The sequence below is a fragment of the Micrococcaceae bacterium Sec5.8 genome (assembly GCA_039636775.1).
Lineage (GTDB): Bacteria > Actinomycetota > Actinomycetes > Actinomycetales > Micrococcaceae > Arthrobacter.
Genome location: CP143429.1, coordinates 3,145,758 through 3,167,756, shown reverse-complemented (window position 1 = coordinate 3,167,756; position 21,999 = coordinate 3,145,758). Strand labels below are relative to the sequence as shown.

17 protein-coding genes are annotated in these 21,999 nt (G+C 66.8%); 10 read left to right on the top strand and 7 right to left on the bottom strand.

Translation table 11 applies throughout. The features are described 5' to 3' along the window. Positions 1–64 precede the first annotated feature (64 nt). Positions 65–1,507 carry a PucR family transcriptional regulator ligand-binding domain-containing protein gene (locus tag VUN84_14515; GenBank protein XAS63493.1) on the bottom strand — a complete coding sequence of 481 codons (1,443 nt, stop codon included), beginning with the start codon at positions 1,505–1,507 and terminating at the stop codon, positions 65–67. Positions 1,508–1,654: 147 nt separating this feature from the next. On the opposite strand from VUN84_14515, the gene VUN84_14510 reads away from it, so the two are divergent. Then, positions 1,655–3,085, top strand: a complete 1,431-nt coding sequence (locus VUN84_14510; protein ID XAS63492.1) for a gamma-aminobutyraldehyde dehydrogenase — start codon at positions 1,655–1,657, stop codon at positions 3,083–3,085. A gap of 31 nt (positions 3,086–3,116) precedes the next feature. Next, positions 3,117–4,472 (top strand): 4-aminobutyrate--2-oxoglutarate transaminase, encoded by a 1,356-nt coding sequence (gabT, locus tag VUN84_14505; protein XAS63491.1) that lies wholly within the window; start codon positions 3,117–3,119, stop codon positions 4,470–4,472. Between the two features lie 132 nt (positions 4,473–4,604). On the opposite strand, the gene VUN84_14500 is transcribed toward gabT, so the two are convergent. Next, the gene (locus VUN84_14500; protein ID XAS63490.1) at positions 4,605–5,405 is read right to left on the bottom strand and encodes a hypothetical protein; all 801 of its coding nucleotides are present in this window, start codon (positions 5,403–5,405) and stop codon (positions 4,605–4,607) included. Between the two features lie 200 nt (positions 5,406–5,605). Here VUN84_14500 and VUN84_14495 point away from each other — a divergent pair, with 200 nt between their 5' ends. Further along, positions 5,606–6,478 carry a universal stress protein gene (locus VUN84_14495; GenBank protein ID XAS63489.1) on the top strand — a complete coding sequence of 291 codons (873 nt, stop codon included), beginning with the start codon at positions 5,606–5,608 and terminating at the stop codon, positions 6,476–6,478. Positions 6,479–6,515: 37 nt separating this feature from the next. On the opposite strand, the gene rarD is transcribed toward VUN84_14495, so the two are convergent. Then, positions 6,516–7,544 carry an EamA family transporter RarD gene (gene rarD, locus VUN84_14490; GenBank protein XAS63488.1) on the bottom strand — a complete coding sequence of 343 codons (1,029 nt, stop codon included), beginning with the start codon at positions 7,542–7,544 and terminating at the stop codon, positions 6,516–6,518. A 183-nt stretch (positions 7,545–7,727) separates the two neighbouring features. Between rarD and VUN84_14485 the strand changes: the two genes are divergently transcribed. The 6 genes from VUN84_14485 to VUN84_14460 all read left to right on the top strand — a co-directional run bounded on the left by VUN84_14485 (position 7,728) and on the right by VUN84_14460 (position 15,727). Next, positions 7,728–9,185, top strand: coding sequence for an FAD-dependent oxidoreductase (locus VUN84_14485; protein ID XAS63487.1), 1,458 nt, complete (start codon positions 7,728–7,730; stop codon positions 9,183–9,185). Positions 9,186–9,403: 218 nt separating this feature from the next. After that, positions 9,404–10,780: a GAF domain-containing protein gene (locus VUN84_14480; GenBank protein XAS63486.1), complete on the top strand. Its 1,377-nt coding sequence runs from the start codon at positions 9,404–9,406 to the stop codon at positions 10,778–10,780. 134 nt (positions 10,781–10,914) lie between these two features. Further along, positions 10,915–12,441: an aldehyde dehydrogenase family protein gene (locus tag VUN84_14475; protein XAS63485.1), complete on the top strand. Its 1,527-nt coding sequence runs from the start codon at positions 10,915–10,917 to the stop codon at positions 12,439–12,441. Positions 12,442–12,563: 122 nt separating this feature from the next. Beyond that, positions 12,564–13,574 (top strand): alcohol dehydrogenase AdhP, encoded by a 1,011-nt coding sequence (gene adhP / locus VUN84_14470; protein ID XAS65872.1) that lies wholly within the window; start codon positions 12,564–12,566, stop codon positions 13,572–13,574. A gap of 16 nt (positions 13,575–13,590) precedes the next feature. After that, a complete protein-coding gene (locus VUN84_14465; protein ID XAS63484.1) occupies positions 13,591–13,998 on the top strand; it encodes a DUF779 domain-containing protein in 408 nt (135 codons plus the stop codon). A gap of 163 nt (positions 13,999–14,161) precedes the next feature. Next, entirely contained in the window at positions 14,162–15,727 is a 1,566-nt protein-coding gene (locus VUN84_14460) for an amino acid permease (protein ID XAS63483.1), read from the top strand. Positions 15,728–15,876: 149 nt separating this feature from the next. On the opposite strand, the gene VUN84_14455 is transcribed toward VUN84_14460, so the two are convergent. From VUN84_14455 to VUN84_14440, 4 genes are all read right to left on the bottom strand, one after another. Beyond that, complete coding sequence (locus VUN84_14455) at positions 15,877–17,445, bottom strand: DUF222 domain-containing protein (GenBank protein ID XAS63482.1); 1,569 nt, start codon at positions 17,443–17,445, stop codon at positions 15,877–15,879. 298 nt (positions 17,446–17,743) lie between these two features. Further along, complete coding sequence (locus VUN84_14450) at positions 17,744–18,379, bottom strand: DUF2461 domain-containing protein (protein XAS63481.1); 636 nt, start codon at positions 18,377–18,379, stop codon at positions 17,744–17,746. A gap of 159 nt (positions 18,380–18,538) precedes the next feature. Further along, entirely contained in the window at positions 18,539–20,038 is a 1,500-nt protein-coding gene (locus tag VUN84_14445) for a catalase (GenBank protein ID XAS63480.1), read from the bottom strand. A gap of 23 nt (positions 20,039–20,061) precedes the next feature. Continuing rightward, entirely contained in the window at positions 20,062–20,529 is a 468-nt protein-coding gene (locus tag VUN84_14440; protein XAS63479.1) for a Fur family transcriptional regulator, read from the bottom strand. A gap of 80 nt (positions 20,530–20,609) precedes the next feature. Between VUN84_14440 and VUN84_14435 the strand changes: the two genes are divergently transcribed. Then, positions 20,610–21,881: an MFS transporter gene (locus VUN84_14435; protein XAS63478.1), complete on the top strand. Its 1,272-nt coding sequence runs from the start codon at positions 20,610–20,612 to the stop codon at positions 21,879–21,881. The last annotated feature ends 118 nt before the right edge of the window (positions 21,882–21,999 follow it).

The window sequence follows — 21,999 nt, the reverse complement described above, 5'->3', positions numbered from 1 at the left end:
GTTAGACGTTTGACGTTTGCGGCCCGACCTTTAGTGGCGCATGTCTCCGCCACCAAGGTTCACGTCAGTGCGGGTGCCGGGCACTCAGGCGCTGCACGGCGAGCGCCAGCCAGAGCTGGACCCGGTCCGAGGTCTGGGCGGGGTCGTAGCCGGTGAGTTCGGTGACTTGGGCCAGGCGGTAGCGGACCGTGTTCCGGTGCAGGGTGAGTTCTTCGGCCACGGCGGCGACGGAGCCGTTGTTGTTCAAATAGCTCTCAAGCGTCGTGAGCAGCTCGGCTCCATGGGTGGCGTCAAAGGTCCGGAGCGGATTGAGCGACTCGTTCGCCATATCCGCCAGCGGCACGTCCTCACTGGCCAGCAGCAGCGAAGTCAGGCTCAGCCGTTCGGGTTCGTTCACGGGCAGTCCGTGGCTTGCCGCCTCGCGGGCCTCGAAATAGCTCCAGCGCAGTCCGTTCGGCTTTGTATAGGCGCCGCCAATTCCGATCGTGGCGTGGATCCCGGCCTCGGCCAAGTGATCGCTCAGACTCCGGGCAAGCGCGCCGGCGCCGTTGCCGTCGTCGGGGACTACCGCTACAAGGTCCTTCCCGACGACGGCGGTCACCGCATGATCGAGCGGCTGCGGCAGGGAGGAGGTCTCCAGCTGCTTGGCATGTGCACCGGATTCAGCCAGCAGGACCACGTTCCTGCGGGTGCTGGTGATGCCGATGCCGGCGAGCCGCCGGGCGGACTCGCTGGCCTCCAGGGTTCCGTGGATGACGTCCTCCAGGACCTGACCGGCCAGGGTCCGCTGGGCCTGCCGCTGTTTGACCATGTTGTTGAGCTCCACGCTGATCAGGTTCTGGGCGTAGCCCACTATCCCCGAGTCCTCGAAGGGCTGCTTCACCCACAGGGTGCACGCATCGCGGCGGCCGGTGGGAATGGGGAAAGATACCCAGTCCTCGGTGGTGGGCGCCGGATGGCCGGGGAGGCTGCTGTAGAGCTGGGCGGTGAACTGGGTCAGTACGATCTCCGTCCGCAGCATGGAGCCGAGGTGCTTGAGAAGCTCGGCGAGGCCGCCGCCGGTGAGGAGTGCGCGGGCCAGGATCTGGTGCCCGGCGATGAGCCGTTCCAGCTTGGTGAAGTGGTCCGTTGACTGGGCGTCAGCGACGAGCTTGCCGATCGCGATAAAGGGCGTCTCGTACGGGACCTCCACTACCGGCAGTCCCCAACGGTTGGCCTCGGCAAGAAGTGCCGGCGGCACGCCGTCGTGCGTCAACCCGACCCCGAATCCAATTCCCACCGCCCCGGCGCGCTGGACCTGGCGGACGAAGCGCCGCTGTTCGGGGGCGCTTTTGAGCCGCATCCCGGTGGTGAGGATCAGTTCCCCGCCGTTCAGGAACCGCTGCGGGTCCTCCTGTTCTGTGACGGCCACCCAGAGAATGTCCTGGTGCCACGTGGTCTCGGCAAGGCCGGCCTTGGTGAGCTTGAGGGACGCTACCCCCAGCAGGGCAGCGAGTGAAATGGCCATGCCATCAGGATAACGGCGGGGGCTGGTCAAGCGCACTAAAACGACGCGCAGCCGGTGTGCAGGTGGCTATTCCCCGCGCTTGACCGGCTGGCATAGGCTCGGTGCAGTCTCATTGGGTCCTTTTCAGCGCGAAAGAGGTTGTACACCGTGGTTCAAACCTTGCAAAACTTCATCAACGGCGAGTTCGTCACTCCCGCCGGAACCGCCGTTCTGGAGATCGTGAACCCCGCCACCGGCGACGTCGTTGCGCAGTCGCCCGTTTCGGTGCAGGCCGACGTCGACGCCGCCATGACCGCCGCGAAGGACGCCTTCAAAAGCTGGAAACACACCACGCCGGCGCAGCGCCAGCTGATGCTGCTCAAGCTCGCCGACGCCGTCGAGGCCAACAGCGATGAACTCGTCGAGGCCCAGCACCGGAACACCGGCCAGGTGCGCTCGCTGATCGCCTCCGAGGAAGTGGCTGCCGGGGCCGACCAGCTGCGCTTCTTCGCCGGCGCCGCCCGGATCCTGGAGGGCAAGTCCGCCGGAGAGTACTTCGAGGGCCACACCTCCTACGTCCGGCGCGAACCGATCGGGGTCGTCGCACAGGTGGCCCCCTGGAACTACCCGTTCCTGATGGCCATCTGGAAGATCGGCCCGGCCCTGGCCGCGGGCAACACCATCGTTCTCAAGCCCTCGGACACCACTCCGGAATCCACGCTGGTCCTGGCCCGCCTCGCCGGCGGCATCTTCCCGGCCGGCGTGCTCAACGTCGTCCTCGGCACCGGCGAGACCGGCGCCATGATGGTGGACCACAAGGTTCCGGGCCTTGTCTCCATCACCGGCTCGGTCCGGGCCGGCATCGCCGTCGCCTCCGGCGCCGCAAAGGGCCTCAAGCGCGCCCACCTGGAGCTCGGCGGCAAGGCCCCCGCCGTGGTGTTCGCCGACGCCGACATCAAGAAGAGCGCCGCGGCCATCGCCGAGTTCGCCTTCTTCAACGCTGGCCAGGACTGCACCGCGATCGCCCGGGTGCTGGTCCAGGACACCGCCTACGACGCCCTCGTCGAAGCCCTTGTGGAGCACACTGAAACGCTGCGCACCGGTTCGCAGAACGACGAGGACAACTACTTCGGCCCGCTGAACAACGTCAACCACTTCAACCAGGTCAAGTCCCTGGTGGAGTCGCTTCCGGCGAACTGCCGGATCGAGACCGGCGGCCACCAGGCCGGGGAGAGGGGGTTCTTCTTCGAACCCACCATTGTCAGCGGCGCCAAGCAAAGCGATGACATCGTGCAGAAGGAAACCTTCGGCCCGGTCATCACGGTGCAGAAGTTCAGCACCGAGGAAGAAGCCGTGGAACTGGCCAACGACGTCGACTACGCCCTCGCCTCCAGCGTCTGGACCACCAACCACGGCACCGCGATGCGCCTGAGCCGGGACCTGGACTTCGGCGCCGTCTGGATCAACACGCACATTCTCCTGACCGCCGAGATGCCGCACGGAGGCTTCAAGCAGTCCGGCTACGGCAAGGACCTGTCCATGTATGGCGTGGAGGACTACACCCGGATCAAGCACGTCATGAGCGCGCTCGACGCGTAGCAGCCCCCTCCCCGCTTAGAAAGGTATTCCCATGACCACCACCGCCCATGACATCACCTACCGTCTCGAGCAGAAGCGCCGGATTACGGCCGATTTCCCGGGACCGAAGTCCATCGCGCTGACCGAGCGCCGCAAGGCCGTCGTCGCCGCCGGCGTCGCGTCCAGCGTTCCCGTCTATGTCGCCGACGCCGACGGCGGCATCATCCACGACGTCGACGGCAACTCGTTCATCGACCTCGGCGCCGGCATCGCCGTGACTTCCGTCGGCGCGTCCGACCCCGCCGTCGTCGGCGCGGTCAAGGAAGCGGTGGAGCACTTCACCCACACCTGCTTCATGGTCACGCCCTACGAAGGCTATGTCGCCGTCGCCGAGCAGCTGAACCGGCTGACCCCCGGCGACCACGAGAAGCGCACGGTGCTGTTCAACTCCGGCGCCGAAGCCGTGGAAAACGCCGTCAAAGTGGCCCGGCTCGCCACCGGCCGTGACGCCGTCGTCGCCTTCGACCACGCGTACCACGGCCGGACCAACCTGACCATGGCGCTGACCGCCAAGGCCATGCCGTACAAGACCAACTTCGGCCCGTTCGCCCCGGAGGTCTACCGGATGCCGATGAGCTACCCGTTCCGCGAGGAAAACCCGGAGATCACCGGGGCCGAGGCCGCCAAGCGCGCCATCACCATGATCGAGAAGCAGATCGGCGGCGAGTCGGTTGCCGCGATCATCATCGAACCCATCCAGGGCGAGGGCGGCTTCATCGTCCCCGCCGAGGGATTCCTGCCGGCCCTGGCTGCCTGGGCCAAGGACAAAGGCATCGTCTTCATCGCCGACGAAGTGCAGTCCGGCTTCTGCCGCACCGGTGAATGGTTCGCCGTGAACCACGAGGGTGTCATCCCGGACATCGTCACCATGGCCAAGGGAATCGCCGGCGGCTTGCCGCTCTCCGCCATCACCGGCCGCGCCGACCTGCTCGACGCCGTCCACCCCGGCGGTCTGGGCGGCACTTACGGCGGCAACCCGGTGGCCTGCGCCGCGGCGCTGGCCGCCATCGGCTCGATGGAGCAGTACGACCTCAACGCCCGTGCCCGCCACATCGAGGAACTCGCCCTTGGCAAGCTGCGCGAACTCGCCGCTGAAGAACCCGTCATCGGGGACGTCCGTGGCCGCGGAGCCATGCTCGCGATCGAACTGGTCCAGGCCGGTTCCAAGGAGCCGAACCCGGAGCTGACCAAGGCCGTCGCTGCCGCGTGCCTCAAAGAGGGCGTCATCATCCTCACCTGCGGCACCTACGGCAACGTCATCCGGCTGCTCCCGCCGCTGGTCATCAGCGACGAGCTGCTGCTGGATGGCCTCCAGGTCCTGGCCGCGGCCATCAAGGCCAACGCCTGAGATTAGCTGACAGGCCAGCCACATCTGAAACACGCAGGAGAGCCGCGGACCGCCGTCCGTGGCTCTCCTGCGTTAAGTGGCGCCGCCGCGTCCTGCTGCGTTGACCTGCTATTTCCAGGGCTATTTCCTGGGCTATTTCCAGGGCGTGGTGTCGAGCTGGACCGCGACCACGTAGAGGTGCCGGCCCGCCTCGATCTTCTCGACCTCGTAAACCCGCATCTTGGTCTGCGGTACCGTGCCCACCGGCCGGCCGACGCCGATCCCGTAGCTGAGGATGCCCTCGAAGTCCCCGGCCGCGGCGTAGCTGGTCAGGGCCGGGTAGCCGATGGCCGGGGCGGGAGTGCTGGTGATTGTGCTGGCGGTGCCGTCCGCCGTGTGCGCCTGGGCGCCGCGGAACGCCACCTTGAGGATGGCCCCGGTGCCCGGCATGGGAACCGGCAGGCCGCTGCCATCGGCGATCAGTTCGGGCACAAACTCGATGTCGTAGCCCGGGAACCCGCCCTGGAACCGGAAGCTCAGCTGGTCGTAGGGCGGCGTGTCCGCCGGGTGCTTCCCGGCTCCGATCGCGTACAGCGTGGGCAGGGGTGCGGCCGGCGGCGGAGAAATCGGGACCGGGTTCTCATGCGTGGCCTTGAACGGGTTCCCCGGGCCCGGCCAGGTCCAGTCCAGGACGATTTTGGAGGAGATCACCTTGTCGCCCGATTGCGGTGGTGCGGTTCCGTCGGAGTCGGCCGGGACGGTGGCGGACGCTGAAGGGGCCGACGTCGTGGAAGGGGCGGCCGAAGAAGAGGCGGGAGAGGCAGCAGGCTGGCTGGTTCCGCCGGGTTGTGGGGTGGAGGGCGTACAGGCGGTGAGGGCCAGCAGCAGGGCCAGCATCCCCACCCCGGCGTTCCGTGCACTGACGTGGATCTTTACGCCGCTCATTGCGCTCATGATCTGCTCCCTAGACCCTGCAAGCGTAGGCGCGGGCGATCGCCCTGTTCAGGGCCGAAAGTCACGACCCGTCACGGCCAATTCCACGCCCTGCTGGGCTAGAGTCGTTCCTACCACTGCAGGAACGCAGACCGGCCGACGGCGCCCGGGATCCCCGGAGCAAGGCCGGCTTCTGCCCCAGACCCATAAGGGGTTCATACATGCGATACGTAGTTGGCTACACCCCCAGCGACCGCGGCGCCGACGCCGTTGCCCTGGCCTCCGCCATGGCCCGCGCCCAGGGCGCACACCTTGATCTGGTCTACGTCGTGGGCCGGAAAACCCCCTACGTCGCGATGAACCCGGAGGGAAGCCGAGTCAGCGCCGCCGAGCAGGAAGTGCTCAGCGCGGAGCGGGAGGGGCTGTCCCTCATCCCCAAGGACATCGAAGCCCGGTTCCACGTCCGCCAGGCCGACTCGCACGCCGCAGGCCTCATCGATGCGGCGGTGGAATACAAAGCCGGCCTGATCGTCGTGGGCGCCGCCAGTTCAGGGCTGTTCAAGCGGTACACCATCGGCAGCGCCGCGAACGCCCTGCTCCACGCCTCGCCGGTTCCGGTGGCACTGGCCCCGCGGGGCTACCGGAGGACGGAGCCAATCACCCGGCTGACCCTCGCAGTGGGCCAGCGCACCGGCGCGGAGGCAGCGATCGACGTCGCCATCGATTCCGCCGAGCGCCGCGGGGTCCCGCTGCGGCTGGTGTCCCTTCTGGAACTCGACGTCGAGGGTGACAGCGGTGAAATCACCAACGCGGCCCACGTTCACGCCAATACCGTCCTGACCGACGCCGCGCAGCGGCTCCCGGCCGGGCACCACGTGAGCGTCGAAGTAGCCCACGGGCGCAGCATCGAGGAAGCGATCGATGACCTCGACTGGGACGAGGGCGAAATCCTCATTGTGGGCTCCTCCCGTCTGGCAGAGAAGAACAAACTGTTCATCGGCAGCACCGCCCACAAGGTGCTCCTGGCGCTGCCGGTCCCCATGGTGGTGGTGCCGCGCGACTACGAGCGGATCAACACCAGCCCCCGGGACTGAGCGCCGGAGCGTGCGCGTCCCGCCGCCTGGGCCGGTCTCAGGCGGCGGCGCGGGCCCGTTTGCGCATGACCGAGTTCTTCCGGGTGGCCAGCAGCATGTCCACCGTGAGCACCAGCAACGCCAGCCAGACAACGCCGAAACCAATCCAGCGGTCGGCTGTCATCGGTTCGTGGAATACGGCCAGGGCCACAATGAACTGCAGCACGGGGGCGAAGTACTGCAGCAGGCCGATCGTGGTCATCGGCAACCGCCGGGCCGAGGCGCCAAAGAACAGAAGCGGCACAGCGGTGATAATTCCCGACGCCGCGAGGAGCCAGAAGTGCCCGGCGCCGTTCACGGTCAGTGTTGCGGCGCCGGTCAGGGCCAGGACCACCATCGCGGCGGCAGCCACCGGCGCCAGCACGATTGTCTCGACCGAGAGGCTGGTGATCGCATCAACGCGCGGGCCGACGCGCTTCTTGACGAAGCCGTAGAGGCCAAAGCTGAACGCAAGCGTCAGGGCGATCCACGGAAGTTTGCCGTAGGACACCGTGAGGACCCCCACGGCGATGAAACCGATTCCGACGGCGGCCCACTGCAGCGGACGCAACTTCTCCTTCAGCGCCACCACCCCAAGAAGGACCGAGACAAGGGGATTAATGAAATATCCCAGAGACGCTTCTACAGCCTGTCCGGTGGTCACACCGTAAACATAGGTCAGCCAGTTCACCGCGATCAGGACCGCCGCGATCATCAAGGGAACGATCAGCGTCCGGTTCCGGAAGGCGGCACCGAGGACCCGCCAGGATCGGGTGACGGTGATCAGCAGGATGCAGAAAATGAGCGACCACAAGACCCGGTTGGCTACAATTTCAACCGCCCCGGCCGGTTGCAGCACAAAGAAGTACAGGGGCATCAGCCCCCACAGGCCGTACGCGCCGATCCCGAAGACGATTCCCGCCGTCGTGTCTGCGTCCACCGCTTTCAGGGCCGCCGTCGGACGCTGCGAGGTGCTTCCGCCCGGGGCCGGGGCGCCCGGTGTGGTCAGCGCGGTTGGGGAGGGGAGGGATCCGTCGGGTGTAGGCACACGGTCAATAACACCACCGGCCGGGTCGCTATTCCTGCCTATCGGTTCGGAGGCGGCCTGCGGCCGGAAAGGATGCCTGCGATGTCCGCCACGTGGGGACCCATAGCTTCCCGCGGACATTTAGAATGGGGAACTGTGCGCTGCAAGTGCTGGCGCCGCCGCTAAGACTCAGAAGGGCAACCGGTGTCCACCTCAGCCAAAACTTCGCCTCACAGACCGTCCAGACGTCCGCTCCGCGTTGCGATTGTCGGCGCCGGACCGGCCGGCGTCTACGCCGCGGATATCCTGACCAAGTCCAACGAAGTCAAGGACGGCGACTTCGACGTCAGCATCGACCTCTTTGAGGCCTACCCCGCCCCGTACGGCCTGATCCGGTACGGCGTGGCCCCGGACCACCCCCGGATCAAGGGGATCGTCAACGCCCTGCACAAGGTCCTGGACCGCGGCGACATCCGCTTCCTTGGCAACGTCACCTACGGCCGCGACCTGACCCTGCACGACTTCCGCGCGTTCTACGACGCCGTGATTTTCTCCACCGGAGCCATCAAGGATGCTGACCTGGAGATCCCGGGCATCAACCTCGAGGGATCCTTTGGCGGGGCCGACTTCGTCTCCTGGTACGACGGGCATCCCGACGTGCCGCGTGACTGGCCGCTGGAGGCCAAGGAGATTGCGGTGATCGGGAACGGCAACGTGGCCCTTGACGTGGCCCGCATGCTGGTCAAGCACGCCGACGAGTTGCAGGTGACAGAAATCCCGGACAACGTCTATCAGGCGCTGAAGAACTCCCCGGTCACGGACGTGCACGTGTTTGGGCGCCGCGGACCGGCGCAGATCAAGTTCACGCCGCTGGAGCTGCGCGAACTCTCCCACGCCCGGGACGTCGACATCGTCCTGTATCCGGAAGACTTCGAATTCGACGAAGCCTCGGACGAGGCGATCCGCAGCAACAACCAGATCCGCACCATGGTCAACACCCTGACGAACTGGCTCGTCGAGGAGCACGCCGAAGCGGAGCATCCTTCCTCGCGCCGTTTGCACCTGCACTTCCTGCACAACCCGGTGGCCGTCCTGGGAACAGCCGGCGACGCCGACCGCCCCGGCACGGTTACCGGCATCAAATTTGAGCGGATGCAGCTGGACGGCACCGGCAACGTCAAAGGCACGGGGGAATACCTGGACTACCCGGTCCAGGCGGTCTACCGCGCCATCGGCTACCACGGCTCGCCGCTGGATGAGTTGGAATATGATGCCCGCCGCGGTGTCATCCCCAACGAGGGCGGCCGGGTGCTCGACGCCGAGGGCAATCCCGTCCCGGGCATCTACGCGACAGGGTGGATCAAACGCGGGCCTGTGGGCCTGATCGGCCACACCAAGGGCGACGCGCTGGAAACTGTCGGCTTTCTGCTGGAGGACCGGCTGAGCCTGCCGCCGGCGCAAAACCCGGACCCCCAGGCGATCATCGACCTCCTTGAGGCGCGCGGGATCGAGTACACCACCTGGGAAGGCTGGAACAACCTTGACTCCCATGAACGTGCTCTCGGTGCGCAGTGGTCCGCTTCCAGCGACGCCAACGGCGTTGTTCGGGAACGCATTAAGGTGGTTCCCCGCGAGGAGATGGTCCGGATTTCCCGCGGCTAGTGCGTTCTCCCGCGACGCGTTGCTTGTTCCGCGACGGGGAAAGACGCCGACGCCCAGGGTATTCGGGCGTCGAAAGAGCCGTGGCGCAGCCAGAATGCGTTCGCGCGTCGCCACGAGCCGGACCGGGGGAGCCTCTGGCGGCTGCCCGGACCCCGCACTACACTGAAACGACTATGGTTGCCTCCGGCACGCCGTTGCGCCCGTCCGGTGGGAGTTCGATGACGAAAGTGATCCATCCGGCACCGCTGTACCCGCCGGCAGGCGGGCTGCCCGCAGCGTTGCGCCAGCAGTATGCCAGGGCCGGCCACGAGCAGCTGGACTCGAGGAGATCCGAATTTCCCGAGGATGTGCAACTGCCCGGCCTCAGCAGCCTGATTCAGGAGTCCTGGCGCCGCTCCGCTGAGCTGCGGGCCAATCCGGACAACCCGGAAGCCCCGCTGGCCATGGACCGCGACGAACTTGAGGAGTACCGGCGCCAGCATCCGCTGGCCGCCATCATGCCCGTGATCCACAAGCTCCTGGTTTTGCCCAGCCACGACAGCGGCATGCTGGTGGCCGTGGGCGATGAGGTTGGCCGGTTGCTCTGGGTGGAAGGCGACGCCGCCATGCAGCGCCGGGCGGAACGGATGATGTTCGTGCCGGGCGCCGACTGGTCCGAGGCCACCGTGGGCACCAGCGCGCCGGGCACCGCCCTGGCCCTGGGCCGCGGTATTCAAATCTCCGGCGCAGAGCACTACAAGCGTTCCGTCCACCCGTGGAGCTGCACAGCCGTGCCGTTCCACGATCCCGATTCGGGCGCCCTGCTGGGCGTCGTGGACATCACCGGGACGGAATCCGCCGTCGCACCGCACGCGCTTTCGCTCGTCGAGGCAACGGTGGCCGCCGCCCAGGCGCACCTCCGCGTTGAGCGGCTGCAGCTCGCTGCCGCGCATCAGTCTCCTCCGGCCCGGCGCCGGGGCCCCGCCGGGGCGGCCGGCAGGGATGGGGCCGGCAGCCTGTACCGCAACAGCCTGCAACTCCTCGGCAGAGACCAGGCGCTGCTCAGTATTGACGGGCGCACTGTGCCGTTGTCCGCCCGGCACAGCGAAATCCTGGCTCTGCTCAGCACGCATCCGGAAGGCCTGAACGCGGAGGAGCTGTGCACGCTCCTGTACCCGGGCAGCGCCTCAACCATGACGCTCCGGGCTGAGATGGTCCGGCTCCGCAAGGTCCTCCAGCAGCTGAACCCGGATGCTGTCCCGGAGTCCCGCCCCTACCGGCTGCCGCTGGATCTGGTTCCCGACTCAGGCCAGGTCTTGAACTGTCTGCAGCGCGGCGCCCACCGGATCGCCCTGGAAATCTACCGCGGCGCCGTGTTGCCCCGCTCCGAGGCTCCCGGGATCATCGAGTTGCGGCACCGGGTCTCCTCGTTGCTCCGGGATGCTGTCCTCACGGACGGCAGCGCCGAGTCGCTGCTGAGGTACGCCGGGCTCCCCGAGGCCAAGGACGACGTCGAGGTCCGGGCGGCGGCCCTGAAACTCCTGCCACTGCGCTCACCCAAGCGGGCTGCCGTCGTCGCCGACCTGGAACGGCTTGAGGCAGAACTGGGCGCATGAGCCGGACAATTCGCAGCACGGTGATCCCGGTCACGCCCACTGCAACCTGACTGCAACCTCCCGACTCCTAAGCTGAACGCATCGGCGGCGCCACCAACTGGCCGCTATCAATCTTGCACAGCAAAGGAGCTGCAATGACTGTCTACGCACAGCCCGGTACCGAGGGCTCGAAGGTCACCTTCAAGGACCGCTACGAGAACTGGATCGGCGGCGAGTGGGTTGCCCCGGTCAAGGGCCAGTACTTTGAGAACATCACCCCGGTCACGGGCAAGGTCTTCTGTGAGGTGGCCCGCGGCACCGCCGAGGACATCGAGCTCGCCCTGGACGCCGCCCACAAGGCCGCCCCGTCCTGGGGCAAGACCTCCGTCGCCGAGCGCGCTGCCGTCCTGAACAAGATCGCCGACCGCATCGACGAGAACCTCGAAATGCTTGCCGTTGCCGAATCCTGGGACAACGGCAAGCCGATCCGCGAGACCCTCAACGCGGATATCCCCCTCGCAGCCGATCACTTCCGTTACTTCGCGTCCGCCGTCCGCGCCCAGGAAGGCCGGCTGTCCCAGCTCGACGAGGACACCACTGCCTATCACTACCACGAACCGCTCGGCGTTGTCGGCCAGATCATCCCCTGGAACTTCCCGATCCTGATGGCGGTCTGGAAGCTGGCCCCGGCGCTCGCCGCCGGCAACGCCGTCGTCCTCAAGCCTGCCGAGCAGACCCCGTCCTCGATCCTGGTCCTGATGGAACTGATCGGCGACCTCCTGCCGGCCGGGGTCCTCAACGTCGTCAACGGCTTCGGCGTCGAGGCGGGCAAGCCGTTGGCCTCCAGCCCCCGGATCCGCAAGATCGCGTTCACCGGCGAAACCTCCACCGGCCGCCTGATCAGCCAGTACGCCAGCCAGAACCTGATCCCGGTCACGCTCGAACTGGGCGGCAAGAGCCCTAACATCTTCTTCAACGACGTCGCCGACAAGACCGACGATGCGTTCTACGACAAAGCCCAGGAAGGGTTCACGCTCTTCGCCTTCAACCAGGGAGAAGTCTGCACCTGCCCGTCACGGGCCCTGGTCCAGGAGGACATCTACGATTCCTTCATGGCCGACGCCGTCGCCCGGGTCGAGAAGATCATCCAGGGCAACCCGCTGGACACCGAAACCCAGCTCGGCGCCCAGGCCTCCAACGACCAGTTGGAGAAGATCCTCTCCTACATCGACATCGGAAAGCAGGAGGGTGCCAAGATCCTCACCGGCGGCGCCCGGGCCGAGATGCCCGGGGACCTGGCCGGCGGCTACTACATGCAGCCGACCATTTTCGAGGGCCACAACAAAATGCGGATTTTCCAGGAGGAGATCTTCGGCCCGGTGGTGTCCGTGACCCGCTTCAGCGACTACAACGACGCCATGGGCATCGCCAACGACACCCTCTACGGGCTCGGCGCCGGCGTCTGGTCCCGTAACGGCAACGTCGCCTACCGTGCCGGCCGCGAAATCCAGGCCGGCCGGGTGTGGGTCAACAACTACCACGCCTACCCTGCAGGCGCTGCGTTCGGCGGCTACAAGTCCTCCGGCATCGGCCGTGAGAACCACTCGATGATGCTGGACCACTACCAGCAGACCAAGAACCTCCTGGTCAGCTACAACGAGAACAAGCTCGGCTTCTTCTAAACCGCAACAGTCCTATGCGGGGCGGATCAGCACTGATCCGCCCCGCGTTCTGCACAAACCCTTCAGTCACACCCCACGCATGATGACGCAAGGATTTCGCTATGACGACGACAACGACGACGATGCAGGCAGCAGTAGTAACCGAATTTGGTAAGGACCTGCAGATCCAGACCCTCCCCGTTCCTGTGCCGGGCCGGGGGCAGGCGCTGGTCAAGGTCCTCACCACCGGCGTCTGCCACACCGACCTTCACGCCGCGGAAGGTGATTGGCCCGTGAAGCCGACCCCGCCGTTCATTCCCGGCCACGAAGGCGTCGGCGAGGTGGCTGCCCTCGGCGAAGGCGTGACCGACCTGGCCGTTGGCGATCTCGTCGGCAACGCCTGGCTTTGGTCCGCGTGCGGTGACTGCCAGTACTGCCGCACAGGTTGGGAAACCCTCTGCGAAGCCCAGCAGAACGCCGGCTACAGCGTCGACGGCTCCTTCGGCGAGTACATGCTGGTGGACACGCGCTTCGCGGCCAGAATCCCGGCAGGATCGGACCCCGTCGAGGTTGCCCCCGTCCTCTGCGCCGGAGTGACCGTGTACAAGGGCCTGAAGATGACCGAAGCGCGGCCCGGCCAATGGGTCACGATCTCGGGCATCGGCGGACTGGGACACATCGCCGTGCAATACGCCGTCGCCATGGGCCTCCGGGTTGCCGCGGTGGACATCGCCGACGACAAGCTCGCCCTGGCCAAGAAACACGGCGCGGAGCTGACCGTTAACGCCCTGCACGAAGATCCCGTCGAAGTCATCCAGCGCGAAACCGGAGGTTGCCACGGAGTCCTGGTTACTGCGGTGCACCCGTCAGCATTCGGCCAGGCGATCGGGATGGCCCGCCGCGGCGGAACGATTGTGTTCAACGGCCTTCCGCCGGGTGACTTTCCGGCGCCGATTTTCGAGATTGTGCTCAAAGGCCTGACCGTCCGCGGCTCCATCGTGGGAACCCGGCAGGACCTGGAGGAGGCCCTGGACTTCTATGCCCAGGGCAAGATCCACCCCACCGTCTCAACCCGGGAGCTCTCGGACGTCAATGCCGTCCTCGACGAAATGAAGCACGCCAAAATCGACGGCCGTGTGGTTATCAAATACTGATACGGAAAGGACTCTGATGCCCCCGACAAACCTCGACGCCGCAGTGACTCTCCCCGGGGAGGATTTCTCCCGGGTGGCGCTCACCCCGGTGGCCGTGGAGCTCCTGCGCAAAATGTGGCGCCAACACGGACCACTGATGTTTCACCAGTCCGGCGGCTGCTGCGATGGTTCCTCGCCCATGTGCTACCCCGCAGGGGAGTTCATCACGGGGGACTCGGACGTGCAGCTCGGCCTGTTCGACATCTCCGATGGCCTGCAGCCCCAGCCGGTTGAGTTCTGGATGTCAAAAGAACAATTCAACTACTGGAGCCACACCCACCTGACAGTGGATGTGGTGCCGGGCCGGGGGAGCGGCTTCTCGGTGGAGGCCCCCGAGGGCAAGCGGTTCCTGATCCGGTCCAAGCTGATGGACTGGCCGGTCTAGCGCGTCTGGAACCGGGTGGATGGATCGCGGGCGGGTCGTGCAGGGAAGCCTGCACGACCCGCCCTTTCGTCTCACTATCTGGAATCGGACAGACCATCCAGTGGATGGACACTACTATGGATAGGTCTGTTTCCAACCAGCTACCGAGATTATGGACTTTGCTATGAACCTATTCCGGACCAAATCAATCGAGCAGTCCATGTCGGACGCCGATGAACCCGGACGCAAGCTGAAGCGCTCACTCAGCTCCTGGGACCTGATGATCATGGGCGTCGCCGTTGCCGTCGGCGCCGGGATTTTCTCGGTGGGCGCGAAGGCTGCAGCGAATTTCGCCGGCCCGGCCGTCACCCTCTCCTTCGCCATCGCCGCCGTCACGTGCGCCTTGGCCATCATGTGCTACGCAGAGTTCGCCACAGCCATCCCGGTGGCCGGCTCCGCCTATGTCTTTACCTACGCCACCATGGGTGAGCTGCTGGCGTGGATCATCGGCTGGAACCTCATCCTTGAGCTGTTCACCGCCGGTGCGGTAATCGCCAAGTACTGGGGCATTTACCTCAGCAAGGTGTTCGCGCTGATGGGCGTAGACATTCCGCCGTCGATTTCGCTGGGCGGCGTCGACCTTTACTGGGGCGCCTTCCTGATCGTCGCTGTATTCACCGTGCTGCTGGTGCTGGGGACAAAGCTGTCCGCCCGCGTCGGCAACATCTTCACGCTGATCAAGATCGGTGTCGTACTCTTTGTCATCGTGGTGGGCTTCAGCTACGTGAAGTTCGAGAACTACGCCCCCTTCGTCCCGGCCTCCCAGCCGACCGGCGGCAACGGTACCGCCGACGTCCTGAAGCAGTCCTTCTTCGGCTTCCTCACAGGTGCCGCCCCCGCGCAGTACGGCACTCTCGGCATCTTCGCCGGGGCTGCGCTGGTCTTCTTCGCGTTTATCGGTTTTGACGTGGTGGCCACGTCGGCGGAGGAGGTCAAAAACCCGCAGAAGACGCTGCCCCGCGGCATTTTCGGCGGCCTGGCCGTCGTGACCGTGCTCTACATCCTGGTGTCGCTCGCGCTCACCGGCATGGTCCCGTACACCAAGCTGGCCGAGGCGGAGAACCCCACTCTCACCACGGCGTTCGAAGCCGTCGGCAACACCGACGCCGCCAAGGTCATCGCCTTCGGCTCCCTGATCGGCCTGACCACCGTCATTATGGTGCTGCTCATGGGTCTCTCCCGCGTCGTGCTTGCCATGAGCCGCGACGGGCTGCTGCCCCGCTCCCTGTCCAAGACCAGCACCATCCGTGCGACGCCGGTCCGGCTCCAGGTCATCTGCGGCGCCGCCGTGGCGGTAGTCGCGGGACTCACCAAAGTGGACCTCCTGGAAGAAATGATCAACATCGGCACGCTGTCCGCGTTCGTGACGGTCAGCCTGGGCATCCTCGTGCTGCGCAAGAAGCGCCCGGACCTCAAACCGGCATTCCGTGTCCCGTTCGGCAAAGTGGTCCCGGTTGTCTCGGCGGTCCTCTGCCTGTACCTCATGACCAACCTGGCCGTGGAGACCTGGATCTTCTTCGCCGGCTGGCTCGTGATCGGCGTGGCCATCTACTTCTCCTACGGCCAGCGTCACTCCCGCCTGAACGAGAAGTTCGCCGAGGCCAAGGCGTCTGTGAACGGGCCAGGCAATAAGAACGCTGCCGAGTCCGAGGCGGCAGTCGAAAACCTGCAGACGCTCACGCGTTCCTAGCCGCGTTGCCTGGGGGGCTGCTGCATCATCCAGCAGCCCGCCCGAAACCGCCCGCCGATCCCCGGATCGGCGGGCGGTTTTGTGCATCCGGTGCTGACGCCACCGGCACGCCGGCGACGGCGGCGCCGGCGCCCACTCGGTCCGTTTGTTCATGCAGGGAGCTGGCTATTCGACCGGCCACGGAGGAGTGTCGTCGCCCGTTGGCGGTGTTCGCGGCGATACGTTCGGCGTAGCTTGTGGCCCGCGGCCGCGGCCGGGTCCCGTTTCGTGTTTTCAGCCCCGGCCCCACCATCGGAGCGGGAACCGGTCCCGGCACCGGCAGCTGTTCTGGCGCTTGTTCCCGGTAGCGGGGGTGCGGTGGATTGGTAGGTGTGGCCGGTGGGGGTGGTGAGGTCGAGGGTGTGCCGGCGGCCGGGCGTTGGTCCGGGGCGCGGTTGTGCGGACCAGCCGGGGGTCTCTTTGGTGTGGTTGCAGGCTTCGCAGAGTCCGGCGCCGTTGGTGTCGATAGTGGTTCCGCCGCTGTGCCAGGGGGTGATGTGGTCGAAGTGGCGGATGGGGGCGTCGCAGTACGGGGTGCGGCAGGTGTCGTCCCGGAGGGTGAGGAAGCGGCGGAGCCCGGGCGGGAAGAGCCGGGCGCGGGAGTCCAGGGCGGTGAGGGTGCCGGTGCCGGGGGCGGTGTAGAGCCGACGGAGCCAGACGCTCAGCTCGTTCTCCCCGGCGGCGATGCCCGCCTTTTGCCCGGCAGCGTCGCCGGAGGTGTCGCGGGCGGGGGCTTCGTTGCCCCTGCCGGTGCCCGTGCCCCCGCCGGTGCCCCCGCCGGTGCCGGTGAGGAGGTCCCGGGCCCAGCCGGCGGGGACGATTCCGTAGCCTGGCAGGCGGGCGGGTTCACTGTCGCCCTGGAAGAGGGTGCGGTCGGACATGACGAGCTGGATCTCGATCCCGCCTAGCCCGCCGGGGGTTCCGGTGGTGCGTTCGATCAGGGCGTCGGCCATGAGTTGTCCGCGGGTGCGGGGGTCCCCGCCGGAGCGGGCGGTGTCAGCGTGCCGGGTCAGGGCGGCATGGACGGCAACGCCCGCGGCGACGGGGAGCAGGGCGGTGAGGTAGCACATGGTGTCCGGGGCCGGGCGGAGGCTGACGTGCCGTTCGGTCACCGCGTGGCTGGCGCGCTGGGTCACGGAGCGCGGGTCGCGCCGGTAGGCGGCGGTCCGGGCAGCGGCGATCAGCGCGCGGTCTCCGGCGCCCTCGAACGTTCCGGTGTCGGGGGCGAGTTCGGCGTCCACGGCGGCCCGGTCCGCGGCGGGCAGGCACGCGGTCTCCTTCACGAGGAGGGTGGCGCGCCATTCATTGAGCTGCCCGGTCTCCAGCGCGGCCAGGGTGTGGGGCATTTCGGTGACGAGTGCTTTCGCCAGGCCCAGGAGCCGGCCGCCTTTGGCCGGGGACTCGCGGCGGGCCAGGGCGATCTGCGCACCGACCCCGGCACCGAGCTCCCCGGCCGGCACCCCGAGTTTCTGCTGTTCACGGCGCTGGTACAGGTCGGACGCGACCGTGACTCTTGCCTGCAGTGCCGCGGCGGCGGACTTCAGGTCCTCAAGTTCCCGGAGCTGGCAGATCAGCCCAGCACCGCCGTCGGACGGGCGGACGGCCGCCAGCAACCGGGCCACCTCCGTGACCGTGACCTGCCCTGGCCGGACCCTTTCGGGTCCCTTCTTGCCGTCCATGGAAACAGACTAACGGGCACCTGTGACATTTTGGACCGGTGACTTCGAGGCTCCCCAGGCCAGCCACAGATGGTCCGTTCCCGGCGGTAGGCTTCGAGCCGTCCACCGACAGCGTCAGGACGGCTCGCTTTCGGGTATTGTCCCGCGACCACCGGCTTCGAGCCCGGACAGAACCCAGAAGAGCAGAACCCGGAAGACGGCGGGATGAGATGGTCGAGCACAGGTCCGCGAAGCGACAGCAGAGGCGTGGTGCCTTGGCTGGTGCCTCGCTGATGGACAGGACCCTCGCCGCTGCCGGTCAGGGGGCGGCGTAACGGCCGATCCACTCCACCAGGGGCCGCAGTTCCGCCCAGCGGTGGGCCACTTCAGCTGGCGCCCCGGGGGTCGCGAGCCAGCCGGGTTGGCCCACGTTGACACCCGCGGTCAGGGACTTGTGTTTGAGGAGGTCCGCCCGGGGGTGGCCCTTGTCAAAGCCGCGGGGGACAGTTTTGAGGCTGTCGCCCTCCACAGCAAAGCCGGCAGCCTCGATGGCGTCAACGATCGCTTGCAGGGCCTCTCCGCTGGCCGGCGCATCGACGGCGCTGCGAAAACGCGTCAGCTGGGCAGGCGTGTGGGTGTGGCAGCCGCCCCCGATGAGGAGGCCGTCGGCGCTGAGCTGGATGTAGAACCCCACACCGTCGTCAGTTGAGGCGAACGCTCCCTGGGCAGTCTTGTACGGCGACTTGTCCAGCGAGAACCGGATGTCCCTGTTCGGCCGGAAGAGCTTGGCCGCACCGAAGGACGGTTCCAGCTCGGCAAGCAGCAAAGTCAGCGGCCCTTTCACTGCGGAGTCGTAGGCTGCCCTGTGCGCCAGCCACCAGTCACGGTTGTTGTTTTGCTCAAGGTCTGCGTAGAACCGGAAGGCGTCATCCGGAATGCCTGCGAATGTGGTCATGCCCGAATCCTATGGACCCGGCGCGCGTCGTGGCGAGGGCAGGAAACGCCGAAGTGGAAAACAGCAAAACGCCCCGCCGCGGACGTCCGGGGAGGACATCCGTTGCGGGGCGTAACAGCTGCAAAGCCGGGGCGCCCGGCCAGGACTGTTGCTGGGCGGTTAGACCTTGTTGGCGGCCTCGGCGTCGGACTCGACCTGGCCGGCGCCGAGGTTGGCGCGCAGCTTGGCGCCGAACCCGGCGTCGACGTTGGTCCAATACTGGATGGCGCGTTCCTTGATCCCGGCGTTCTTGACACCGCTGACGGCACCGGTGACGGTGTCCAGCAGGCGGGCCTTGGCACCGTCGTCGAACACCTCGCGGTACAAGGCGCCTGCCTGGCCGAAGTCGCCGTCCTCAGCGTGCAGGGAGTGCGCGGAGAGCGTCAGCTCGCCGTCGTTCTCCCAGCCGCCGGCCGGACTCTGCGGCTCCACAGCAGCCGGGCCGCCGACCGAGTTCGGTGCGTAGACCGGAACCGACGGGGCGTTGAACTGGTACCGGCCCTGGCCGTCCTGGCTGTAGTTGTTGACCTGGTTCTTGGGCAGGTTGACCGGCAGCTGGGCGTGGTTGGTGCCCACGCGGTAGCGGTGTGCGTCCGCGTAGGAGAAGATGCGGGCCTGCAGCATCTTGTCCGGGGACGCGGCGATGCCCGGCACGAAGTTCGACGGCGCAAAGGCTGCCTGCTCGATCTGCGCGAAGTAGTTTTCCGGGTTCTTGTTAAGCTCCATGGTGCCCACCTTGATCAGCGGGTAATCCGAATGCGGCCATACCTTGGTCAGGTCGAACGGGTTGAAGCGGTACGTCTTGGCGTCTTCGTACGGCATGACCTGGACGTGGAGGTCCCAGGACGGGAAGTTTCCGGCCGCGATGTTTTCCTGCAGGTCGCGGATGTAGAAGTCGCCGTCGGCGCCTGCCAGTGCCTCTGCCTCGTCGCCCGTCATGGAATTGACGCCCTGGTTGGACTTGAAGTGGTACTTGACCCAGAAGCGCTCTCCCGCGGCGTTGATCCACTGGTAGGTGTGCGATCCGTAGCCCTGCATTTCACGCCAGGAGGCCGGCAGGCCGCGGTCGCCCATGAGCCAGGTGACCTGGTGGGCGGACTCGGGGGACAGGGTCCAGAAGTCCCACTGCATGTCCGCGTCGCGCAGGTGGCTGCCCGGGAGGCGCTTCTGCGAGTGGATGAAGTCCGGGAACTTGATGCCGTCGCGGATGAAGAAGACCGGGGTGTTGTTGCCGACGAGGTCGTAGTTGCCCTCGGTGGTGTAGAACTTCACGGCGAACCCGCGGGGGTCGCGCCAGGTGTCGGGGGAGCCGGCCTCGCCGGCGACGGAAGAGAAGCGGATGAGCATGTCCGTCTCGGTGCCCGGCTGGAACAATGCGGCTTTGGTGTAGCGGGAAACGTCCTCGGTGGTCGTGAAGGTACCGAAGGCACCGCCGCCCTTGGCGTGGACTACACGCTCCGGCACGCGCTCACGGTTGAACTGCGCGAGCTTTTCGATCAGGTAGTGATCGGTGAGGATAATCGCGCCGTCGGCGCCGACGGACTGCGAGTGGGCATCGGACGTGACCGGGGCACCGGACTGTGTCGTGGACACTGCGGGCGCAGAAATGTTCTGAGTCATCGTTCTCCTATTTCTTGTTGTGCTTATTTACGTTCGGCGGGAAGTTGTTGGCTGCGCTGGCAGTCCTGGCAGACGCCCTGGTACAGCACGTCTGCGATCTGGATGGTCATAGGCGTGGCGTTCGCGTCCCAGTGCGGGGTCAGGCAGGGGGCGTGGCCCACGGCGCATTCGACGTCCTCCACCCGGCCGCAGCTGATGCACACGGCGTGGTGGTGGTTATCGCCCACCCGTGTCTCATACAGGGCCGGCGAGTGCGGGGGTTCGAAGCGGCGCAGCATGTGCAGATCGGTCAAATCACCCAGGACCACGTAGACCGACTGGGCGGTCAGCTCGGGAAGATCCTGACGGGCGGCCGCGAGGATCTGCTCGGCCGGGGAATGCGGGTGATGTTCGACGGCGGTGAGCACCGCCAGCCGCTGTTTGGTCACCCGGCGGCCGTGGGCACGCAGGGCGCCGGCCCATGCCTCGTGGGTGCCTGCCGAATCCGTCATGCCCTCATTCAAGCATTTATTTTTAGCAATTCACAATAAGGTGTGACTTAGTTGCCTTAGTGTCCTACTAGAGTTGCCCGGTGGGGAAATATCTGGCGGACATTACGCCCTTGCGCGAAAGCCCGGCGTTCCGTCGCCTGTGGCTGGGATCCGCCGTCGCAGCCCTGGGGAGCCAGCTGACCCTGGTGGCCGTCAGCCTGGAGGTTTACCGGCTCACCCAGGACAGCCTCTACGTCGGCTTGCTGAGCATCTTTGCCCTTGTCCCGCTGATTTTCGGCGGCCTGCTGGGCGGTGCGATCGCGGATGCCCACGACCGCCGCAGGGTGGCGCTGCTGGCTTCCTCGGTGCTGTGGCTGACCACCGTCTGCCTCGCCCTGCAGGCCTGGCTGCACCTGGGAAATGTGTGGCTGCTCTACGTCCTGGTCGCTGTGCAGAGCGGCGCGCAGGCCATCAACCAGCCGGCCCGCAGCGCCATCATTCCGGTGCTGGTCCGCAAGGAACTCCTGCCGGCGGCCAACGCGCTGAGCATGATCAGTTTCGGCCTCAGCCTCACGGCCGGGCCCCTGCTGGCAGGATTGCTCGTGGCCACCGTGGGGTTCGCCTGGACCTACACGATCGACGTCGGCACGTTCGTTTTCGCCTTGTGGGTCCTGCTGAGGCTGCCCGCCATGCCGCCCGGCGAACACGCGCGGCCGGCCGGGCTGCGGTCCGTCCTCGAAGGTTTCCGCTTTCTGGGCACACGCCCCAACCTGCGGATGACGTTCGTCATCGACCTCGTCGCCATGATTTTGGCCCAGCCCCGGGCGTTACTGCCCGCAATCGGCGCCGTGATGATCGGCGGCGGTGAAACGACGGTGGGAATCCTGCTGGCTTCCACCGCCGTCGGCGCGTTCCTCGCCGGCCTCTTCTCCGGACCGCTCGGGGCGGTACGGCGGCAGGGAGCCGCCGTCGTCTGGTCGGTCATGGGTTGGGGAGCTTCCATCGCCGGTTTTGGCCTGGTGGTGGTCCTCGCCGGGAACGCCGGCGCCGGCGGAGTGACGTGGTGGCTGCTGCCCGCCGCGCTGTGCTGTGCGCTGGCGGGCATCGCAGACTCGGTCAGTGCCGTCTTCCGCACCACCATCCTGCAAGCCTCAGCACCGGACCACCTGCGCGGCAGACTGCAGGGCGTGTTCGTCGTGGTGGTGGCGGGCGGCCCGCGGGTGGGGGACATGCTGGCGGGCGGTGCGACTAAAATCCTGAGTGAAGGCTGGGTACTGCTGTGGGGCGGGCTGTTGTGCATCGCCGTGGCCTGGGCTGCGGCGCACTGGCAGTCAGGCTTCCCGAAGTATGACGCGCGGAACCCGGTACCGTAGCTATCCGGTAACGGAAGCCGAGGCGCCGCAGCTTGTCCCGATCGTCCGGGAGCTCTCTGCCACGGCGCAGCAGCCGATGCCGCCGTCCTGGGTCGGTTTGAGCCCACAGCCCGGCGCC

What these genes read in the sequence shown, in the direction of transcription:
- VUN84_14515 (XAS63493.1), bottom strand. Translation starts at nt 1,507, where the DNA reads ATGGCCATTTCACTCGCTGCCCTGCTGGGGGTAGCGTCCCTCAAGCTC.
- gabT (XAS63491.1), top strand. Translation starts at nt 3,117, where the DNA reads ATGACCACCACCGCCCATGACATCACCTACCGTCTCGAGCAGAAGCGC.
- VUN84_14500 (XAS63490.1), bottom strand. Translation starts at nt 5,405, where the DNA reads ATGAGCGCAATGAGCGGCGTAAAGATCCACGTCAGTGCACGGAACGCC.
- VUN84_14495 (XAS63489.1), top strand. Translation starts at nt 5,606, where the DNA reads ATGCGATACGTAGTTGGCTACACCCCCAGCGACCGCGGCGCCGACGCC.
- VUN84_14480 (XAS63486.1), top strand. Translation starts at nt 9,404, where the DNA reads ATGACGAAAGTGATCCATCCGGCACCGCTGTACCCGCCGGCAGGCGGG.
- VUN84_14475 (XAS63485.1), top strand. Translation starts at nt 10,915, where the DNA reads ATGACTGTCTACGCACAGCCCGGTACCGAGGGCTCGAAGGTCACCTTC.
- adhP (XAS65872.1), top strand. Translation starts at nt 12,564, where the DNA reads ATGCAGGCAGCAGTAGTAACCGAATTTGGTAAGGACCTGCAGATCCAG.
- VUN84_14465 (XAS63484.1), top strand. Translation starts at nt 13,591, where the DNA reads ATGCCCCCGACAAACCTCGACGCCGCAGTGACTCTCCCCGGGGAGGAT.
- VUN84_14460 (XAS63483.1), top strand. Translation starts at nt 14,162, where the DNA reads ATGAACCTATTCCGGACCAAATCAATCGAGCAGTCCATGTCGGACGCC.
- VUN84_14455 (XAS63482.1), bottom strand. Translation starts at nt 17,445, where the DNA reads ATGGACGGCAAGAAGGGACCCGAAAGGGTCCGGCCAGGGCAGGTCACG.
- VUN84_14450 (XAS63481.1), bottom strand. Translation starts at nt 18,379, where the DNA reads ATGACCACATTCGCAGGCATTCCGGATGACGCCTTCCGGTTCTACGCA.
- VUN84_14445 (XAS63480.1), bottom strand. Translation starts at nt 20,038, where the DNA reads ATGACTCAGAACATTTCTGCGCCCGCAGTGTCCACGACACAGTCCGGT.
- VUN84_14440 (XAS63479.1), bottom strand. Translation starts at nt 20,529, where the DNA reads ATGACGGATTCGGCAGGCACCCACGAGGCATGGGCCGGCGCCCTGCGT.